General features: G+C 41.6%; 3 protein-coding genes and 1 pseudogene. 1 reads left to right on the top strand and 3 read right to left on the bottom strand.

What is annotated here, in order from left to right; genetic code table 11:
- Positions 1-659: IS66 family transposase (locus QUB51_RS30065; protein ID WP_333264532.1), on the top strand; the 659-nt coding region annotated here is incomplete at its 5' end.
- A gap of 219 nt (positions 660-878) precedes the next feature.
- Here QUB51_RS30065 and QUB51_RS30060 read toward each other — a convergent pair.
- The 3 genes and pseudogenes from QUB51_RS30060 to QUB51_RS30050 form a co-directional block, all read right to left on the bottom strand.
- A complete protein-coding gene (locus QUB51_RS30060; protein ID WP_333057286.1) occupies positions 879-1,913 on the bottom strand; it encodes a glycosyltransferase family 2 protein in 1,035 nt (344 codons plus the stop codon).
- 166 nt (positions 1,914-2,079) lie between these two features.
- A pseudogene (locus QUB51_RS30055) lies at positions 2,080-2,178 on the bottom strand (transposase); the annotation flags it as partial.
- Between the two features lie 777 nt (positions 2,179-2,955).
- On the bottom strand, positions 2,956-3,159 hold the full coding sequence (locus QUB51_RS30050) for a hypothetical protein (RefSeq protein WP_333057284.1): 204 nt from the start codon (positions 3,157-3,159) through the stop codon (positions 2,956-2,958).
- Positions 3,160-4,231: the final 1,072 nt, after the last annotated feature.

Genomic DNA, 4,231 nt, shown 5'->3' with positions numbered 1-4,231 from the left:
ACCGCAGAGGGCGCAGAGAACGCAGAGGGAGAGAATACAGAGATGAATACAGGACGATGCTACCGGATTTGATATCATTCCTAACGAAGTTCTCGCAGAACATCGTCCCGATATCTGGGTGTCAGATTTCTCCCGCGCTCAAAAAAATCACCCAGCACCACAATGGCAAGTGTGTGAGTGCACATCAACTGCGGGATTGCCAATATGCGATTGATGCTCTTGCCAGAATTTTTGCCCCAGCGATGAAGAGGTTATTATTAAGGGCTTTTATCATCCATCGGCAACGGGAGAATATGGATGATACTAGACTCTTGAGATATCGAATAAATTTACAGGAAAGATTAACCAAAATTTTGGATTTAGCACCACAGCATCCGGATGGTATACGGTTACGAAAACGTTACGGTGGGCTGATTGACAATTTATTTCTATTTCTGGAAGATGCGACAATTCCACCCACGAATAATAGTAGTGAACAGGCGATTCGGATGAGTGTGATATTTCGCCGTGTGACCAATGGCTTCCGTTCGGAATGGGGGCGAGATTTGTTTGCTGCCGTTCGTTCAGTTGTTAATACTGGCAAGCGTCCGGGTTTAACTGCTTATCAATCCATTCAACAAGCTCTCTCTACTGATGGCTCCCTTTTTTCCCCTAGTTGAGCAATTACAATTTTTGGTTGTTCATTGGTTGGATACCTTTGTTTATAAATCGATCTTTGTCAGTTTAGTTTTGAAGAAATTACTCGATCGGTTGCAGGTTTTTTGAGGTTCCGGTGTCGGGTGTAGAGGTTGGGGAGAAAACCCGCCTCTACACGGGAATCGGGATTACAGGGGAGAAGTACGTTCCAGAAAAAACCTGTTAAGTTGATGGTGGCTAACCTACTTAGTAGACTTAGCACTAATTCTAACTTGCTCCATTGATGGGCTTGATCTCTTGTATTCGATCAAGTTGCTGCGCTGTCCCAGCAAGCGACGCTGATGAAACTGAATCTGACCTTGCAATTGGGGAAATCTCCCGATCGCACAAGATATAGCATAAAGACCAGAATCCTTGGCTGGCAAATTCCGCTGCAACATCCGGCGGTAAATTCGGTAGGTAAGTATCGGGTAGGTGGCGAGCAACCACAGGCTCCACCCGTGGGTGAACCAGGCTGTGCCCAATGCTAGCACAGGCAGAACGAATCCCCAGAACCAGATGCTGGTGGTCTCTTTGACCCAGTGGCGATCGGGGGTGTTTCCGTGCAGCCAGGAACCCTCGGCGTAGGCGTGACCGGCTCTTTGAGAACGTTTCCACCACTGGGTAAAACTTGTCATTTGGGCGTCGTGCAGGGTCATTTCTGCATCTAATCGCTCGATTTTCCAGCCGTTTTGACGCAGCCGCACGCAGAGTTCTGGTTCTTCGCCAGCAATGAGTGCAGGGTTGAAACCGCCGACTTGCTCGAACGCCGCGACGCGCATCATCGAGTCGCCGCCGCAGGCTTTGGCTTCGCCGACAGGCGTGTCCCACTCGATGTCGCAGAGTCGGTTGTATGCTGTGGCGTTGGGAAATCTTTCGCGCCGGCGCCCGCACACTACGGCTACGTCGGGTTTGGCTGTGAGTTCTTGCTGGGCGAGTTCGATCCATCCGTCAACCAATTCGCAGTCGCCGTCTACAAATTGGACAAATTCGATGTCTGGTGATAGTTTCAGCAAGCGAGCAAAGCCTTCGTTTCTGGCGCGTGCTGCAGTAAACGGTATAGATAAGTTTAGTTCTACTGTATCGGCTCCGATCGATCGGGCTAACTCTAGGCTACCGTCTGTTGATCCGGAATCGACATACACGACGCGGGCAACTTTGTCTGTGGCCGATACTAGGCACTGGCGCAGGCGCGGCCCTTCATTGCGTCCGATCGCCACTAATCCAACTTGTTTCAAGTCTTACCTCTTAAATTCCACTCGCGAGCTGTTATTTTAATATTTTAGCGACACTCAAGGTAAGTTCACAATATCTTTATATTGTAACTTCTATGGAGCTACGCTTTTCGGTGTTAGACTGCCTCTAGCTTATTCAGTTCTTCTGGAGTCAACACGATCGGCAAAACTAATCAGAAAAGCAAGCTAATAGCCTCGCCAGAAAGTTATCAAAGTTGACAAATCCATAAGCTTGCCGCTTAATCAACTTGATTCGGTTGTTAATTCCTGCTCTACAGAACCTAGTATTTCAAAAAGTTAATAATCTTATAAAAATTAACTATAAAATATAAAAATTAGGCGGTGTAAAAGCAATTATATATTCACTTACAGATATTTTTGTGATTTAATAAGTTGAGATATTACACAAATTGTCATAAAAATTATACTGAGAATATGGTAAACGTATCTAAATTAATTTAATTTGACAAAAAAGTGAGTTTTTGCATTACTAAATAACTAAAAAAAAAATCGGAAAATTCTTAAGTTTAACCCCAGTGAAGCAGATTCAATCAAAATTTTAAGAATTTATAAAATTTAAAAATCAGGATAGATTTCACAAGAGATGGGTGTTATCTTTTAAGCGTTAGCTGGCAAAGTTTAAAATTTGAAATCAATAATTATCCCTTCCCGCTCGATAGCGTTTCATTTTTAGACTTTGTGCCGGAAGTTTTTTCTTGTTGCAGTATATTTATGGCTAGCCTCCGATTGAAGTGCAAAATTTACGGGAGAGTTCTGTTTCATAATCCAGCTTTTATATTCACAAAATGTAACATCAAGCGTCCAATATAAGCTATTTTTAATGCCCCAGTGACTGCGGCTCGCCCCAGCCATTGTCTCAGCATTACTGCTGAAACTACTAAGCGTAAAAACGAGCTTATGTGGTGGTTTTATTCTACAATCTTTGTTCACTAACTATCATGACAACTGTTTTTGATCCCGTCCATAATGCTTGATTATGCAGAGGTGGTAACTCGGATAAATCCACATTCCCGACTTGTCTTTGTTACACTCGGTGATGTCCTGCTTCTACTTGTTCATGTTCATAATAATCATACTTTTTTCCTAAATAATCTGCTTCTTGAGCTACTTCAAACCACTCTTTCACGGCTTTGTATAAAAGTTGTTGATTGCCTTTGAAAGCTAAAATATAATCTTCTTTTTTCTTGAAAATCAGAGATATTATATTTTTTTGATAACAGCCGATCATCTATAGTTATTACACTTCCGGCAATTTATAACATTTCTATTAATTCCGCAATCGCTGTCATTAGATTTTAGATTTTAGATTTTGGCTTTACCCCACGGATAAATTCGGGGGCTTGAGGATTTTCGATTTTAGATTTTGGATTGATTGCACGGATAAATCACGTGGCGGGTAGCATCAAGAAATTCTTGGTCATTCCATTAGATTTTTTATGTTTTTTTTTTCTAAAACCAATTGATGAAATGAAGACTAGCTTGTAACTATATATATCGCTTTTGGCTGGCTATTTCGGTCATATAATTGTTTTATTGTTTCGCCATCAATGAAGGGCGATCGCGTTTAGTTCTAATTCCCCGACTATGGCATTTACCCAAGTCAAAAAACATTCTTGAAACTATTGTGGTTCACTTCGGGAAAATAGCCGACTAAATGTGTCATGAGATGGTAGGCTATTCGGTAATTATAGAAAGCTTTTTAAGCATTGATATTTGGCATTACCTAGGCTTCTATTGCCACCCATCCGTCTGCACCGCGTCTGGACAGCTAGAATCGCCATCGTCGATCTAATATCTTTAAGTAAGTGTTCTTTACTTCTTTCTATTCTTGAATTTTTATAGTTGGGAAAATGCTCTAAAAAAAGGGTATTTAAAAGATTCATTGAAGGTGGTAATGAATCTGTTTATTTTTGTTGGGAAGTTACAGCTTTACTAAAACCTCTTGCCATTGATAGCATCAATAAACTACAATAAACTACATGAAAAATTAGTCGGATTTAATTGTATCATATTTTGGGTAAAAGTTAAGATGCGTTTACCCTGTCTCACAAACCAGCCCCGACGGGGATATTATGGTTAATCGATCGGACATGATATCATTGGCTGCGGAATGAAGACTAAAGACTAATAACTAAGCCGGAAATCTCAAATCTCAAATCTCAAATCTAAAATTAAGTAGGTGGGCTGGCATGGCTGGAGGTATTTATCTGATTCAGGACGACGACAGGCTGGTAGAAATGATGGAACAGCCCTACGACTCGGAAGACCAGTTACAAGACTTGCTAGTAACTTATCCTAAT

The organism is Microcoleus sp. AT8-A3, assembly GCF_036705675.1.
GTDB lineage: Bacteria > Cyanobacteriota > Cyanobacteriia > Cyanobacteriales > Microcoleaceae > Microcoleus.
The sequence above is the reverse complement of the archived record's forward strand: the minus strand, read 5'-3'. Positions and strand labels throughout refer to the sequence as shown.

What these genes read in the sequence shown, in the direction of transcription:
- QUB51_RS30050 (WP_333057284.1), bottom strand. Translation starts at nt 3,159, where the DNA reads ATGATCGGCTGTTATCAAAAAAATATAATATCTCTGATTTTCAAGAAA.